Below are 3,404 nucleotides of genomic sequence, written 5' to 3' on the forward strand. Positions count from 1 at the left end.
GAGATTATCGGCAGAACTGCCCCTCGACCCGAGACACATCTGTCGCTGCAAACGAAAACGGAAATCCCTCAAGCAAAACGGCAACGGCTTCAGACCTTAAATTGACGCCAATGGGCAAACGGTCTAAAGATTCCCAGGAAGACGGTAAGTTCTCTCAAAGCGGTGATCCTCACCGCAGTCCAAAGGCAGGATCAGTAAACGTCGCGCAGGTAGCGTTTCTCCTTCTTTAGCTGCGAGATGAACGCGGCGGCCGCTTCGGCTGTTAGCTTGCCGTGTTCTTCTGCCACCTTGAGCAGGGCCTGATCGACATCCTTGGCCATCCGCGAGGCGTCGCCACAGACGTAGAACGCGCAGCCACCGTTGAGCCATGACCAGAGCTCCGCGCCGTTTTGCAGCATGAGGTGCTGGACGTAGAGTTTCTCCTTCTGGTCGCGCGACCAGGCGACATCGAATTTCGCCAGCGTGCCGTCGGCAATGTAGCCCTCGACTTCATCCTGATAGAGATAATCGGTCGCGCTGTGGGGATTGCCAAAGAAGAGCCAGTTTCTCCCCTTGGCACCGGTGGCCTTGCGGTCTTCAAGGAAGGCACGGAACGGGGCGATGCCGGTTCCGGGGCCGACCATGATGACGTCGGTGTCACCATTCGCAGGCAGCCGGAAGGCGTTGTTGCCGTGGACGTAAACGCGGGGTTTGATGTCGCCGTTGACCCGGTCGGCAAGGAACGTGGAGCAGATCCCGCCGCGTTTCCGGCCGAAGGTGTTGTAGCGGACAATGCCGACGCACAAATGGACTTCTCCCGGATGTGCGCGCGGGCTGGAGGCGATGGAGTAGAGGCGCGGTTGAAGCTTTTTCAGCTGGGAAATAAACTCTTCGGCATCGGTGAAATCCGCAGGGTGATCGACGACCAGATCGATCAAGTCCCGGCCCCAACAGAAATCATCGTAAGCCTTCTTGTCATCGGCCGCGACGAGTGAGCGCAGAAAGGGCGAGCCGCTTTTCGCCTGCCACTTCTGGATGATGGATTTGTTGAGCGAACCGATGTCGTAGTAACGGATCAGCGCTTCGCGAAGGGAAACCTCGCCGCCATCCGGTGCGGGCACGTCGCCGGCCTTGAAGGGAAGGTTCGCGATGATTTCATCCACCACCTCCGGCGGGTTCAGCGGATAAACACCGAGCGCGTCGCCGACCTCATACGTTAGATCCGAGCCTTCCAGCGAGAGCGCGACCTGGTGGGTCTGCTTGTCACCCGGTCCGTTCAAATTGTAGTTCTGCACTAAGGCTGAGGGGAAGGGATTGCTCTTGGAATATCCTTCGTCAGCACTCTCTACCGCGGCATTTCCGGCCGACGGTATCGCGGCGCCGGAAGGCGACAGGCTCGCCACAACCGCAGCGGACCATGCCGCATAAGGCTCGTCGGGATCGACATCAACGTCGACCCGCGCATGGAGGCTTTTCGCTCCCAACGCCGAAAGCCGGCTATCGAATTCGATCCCGCATTTGCAGAAATCCGGGTAGCTGCTGTCACCGAGGGCGAGGACGGAGTAGGAAACCCCTTCCAGTCGCGGTGCGGCATCACTCATCAGCCAACCGTGAAGTTCGGCTGCGGTGTCGGGTGGTTCGCCATCACCGTAAGTGGAGGTGATGATGAGAAGATTCTTTTCGGCGACCAACCGCGAGCGGTCGTAGGTGGCCATGTCGTGGATTTCCGGCTCGAAATTTCCCTTTTTGAGCGCCTTGACGAGTTTCTTGGCCAAGCCTTCGGCGGTGCCGGTTTGTGAGCCGTAAACCACGGTGACCGGCACCGATGGGCCGCTGGGAGCCGCCGCTTGATTCCCCGTGGCGAGCGCCTTGGAAAGGAAATCGTTCAGCCAGGCCCGTTGGTCGGCGGTGAAGGGGGCGTCGTCGGGAAGTTGGATCGGAAAGACCATGATTCTTGGAATATTCGGCTGCGGCCGGGCCGCGGAAGTTGGGTGGAGGTAAAGCAGGATTCAAGCCTGATTGCTGTCAATTCCCCTCATTCCAATCATGAATATTTCAATTTCTTCGATGGATCCCATTCGTCATTTGCCGCGAGTTCGGGGCAGATGTTTCGGCTCGATCGGTTTTTCCATCAGCTTGAGATGGAACGGGTCATCCAAGGTGCCGGGAGTTTTTCCAAGGAATCCACCTTGTTCAAAAAGCAGAGCCGCCACTGGTAGAGGTGATCAAGGCCGCCGACCGGATCTAACAATCAATGCCTTTGGCTATCTTCCGCAAAAGGCTGCGGTATGTCCTCACGATTTCCAGTTCAGCGCGCCTTTTTTCAGCGCGTAGACATAAGCGAAAACCAAGATTCCTGCGAAGCCCGCCATGCTCGTCAGCGCAGTCGGCCCCTGTGCGACTAAGTCGCGGAATTGCACGGCCCATGGGTACATGAAGACGACTTCGATGTCGAAGATCACGAACAACATCGCGACCAGATAGAATTTCACCGAGAACCGCGGCGCGCCTTCACCAATTGGCAACATGCCGCACTCGTAAGCGCTGTCCTTGGTCGCATTGCGTTTGGCCGAGCGGCCGAAAATGACGCTGGCCGTGAGGGTGGACACGGCGAATCCAAGTGCGATCAGGACTTGGAACAAAACGGGAAGGTAGTCTTGTGGCATAATTCAACGGGCGGACGCAGCGGTCTTAAGCATCACGACGGGATATGGGTAGAAAAAAAACCCGCGCCCTCATCAGGCGCGGGTTTTTTGATAAAATCACACTCGAATCAAGCGTCGTCTTGAGCCGCTGCATCTTGTGCTGCGGCGTAGGCGCTGGATGCTTCGTGAACGCGGGCGGTGCCCTTGTATTCCTTGCCGAGTTTTTCGACGAGGCCACGGGTCACGAGATTTTGAAGTTTCTCGTAGGCACGCAGACGCAGCATTTCTTCACCACCGCTCACGGCATTGCGAACTTTGAGATTTGCGAAAACGCGCTCGAAGAGATCGTTGAAGCCAAATACCTTTTTTTCAGAAAGGACATTACAGAGTTCGTCAGTGACATGGTCCGGAAGGCGACGTGAGAATCGGGTACGTTTCGTGGTAATTGCCATAACGACGCAACGCTACACCCTTCCGTGACAAAAGCGACTCAAAAAAACGGCGGGATATAACGAACCAGAAAATATATTTTGCAAGTATTAAATTCCAACCTACGCGATATTCTTTGAATTCCCCGCTGATGCCAGCTTGACACCCCGGCGATTTTGTCCACTCTCCGCGTCCCGCCGCGTCGGTAACGTGCCGGACACCATACTTCCCATGAAAAAGGACCTTCATCCGAAATACAATCCGGTCGTCTTCGTTGACATGACCACCGGCAAGCGTTTCATCAGCCGTTCGACCAAGACCTCCGAGAAAAAGGAAGTCATCGATGGCGTG

Annotated in this window: 4 protein-coding genes; 1 reads left to right on the top strand and 3 read right to left on the bottom strand. The window is 56.5% G+C overall.

Annotation, left to right across the window (positions count from 1 at the left end):
* Positions 1-191 precede the first annotated feature (191 nt).
* The 3 genes from ABIQ96_RS02600 to ABIQ96_RS02610 form a co-directional block, all read right to left on the bottom strand.
* Positions 192-1,928: a flavodoxin domain-containing protein gene (locus tag ABIQ96_RS02600; RefSeq protein ID WP_348212981.1), complete on the bottom strand. Its 1,737-nt coding sequence runs from the start codon at positions 1,926-1,928 to the stop codon at positions 192-194.
* 345 nt (positions 1,929-2,273) lie between these two features.
* A complete protein-coding gene (locus ABIQ96_RS02605) occupies positions 2,274-2,645 on the bottom strand; it encodes an NADH-quinone oxidoreductase subunit A (RefSeq protein WP_348212982.1) in 372 nt (123 codons plus the stop codon).
* A 107-nt stretch (positions 2,646-2,752) separates the two neighbouring features.
* Positions 2,753-3,076, bottom strand: coding sequence for a hypothetical protein (locus ABIQ96_RS02610; RefSeq protein WP_348212983.1), 324 nt, complete (start codon positions 3,074-3,076; stop codon positions 2,753-2,755).
* A gap of 208 nt (positions 3,077-3,284) precedes the next feature.
* Between ABIQ96_RS02610 and ABIQ96_RS02615 the strand changes: the two genes are divergently transcribed.
* Positions 3,285-3,404 (top strand): 50S ribosomal protein L31 (locus ABIQ96_RS02615; protein WP_348212984.1); only part of this gene is annotated, 120 nt, incomplete at its 3' end.

The organism is Luteolibacter sp., assembly GCF_039920825.1.
Taxonomy (GTDB): domain Bacteria; phylum Verrucomicrobiota; class Verrucomicrobiia; order Verrucomicrobiales; family Akkermansiaceae; genus Luteolibacter.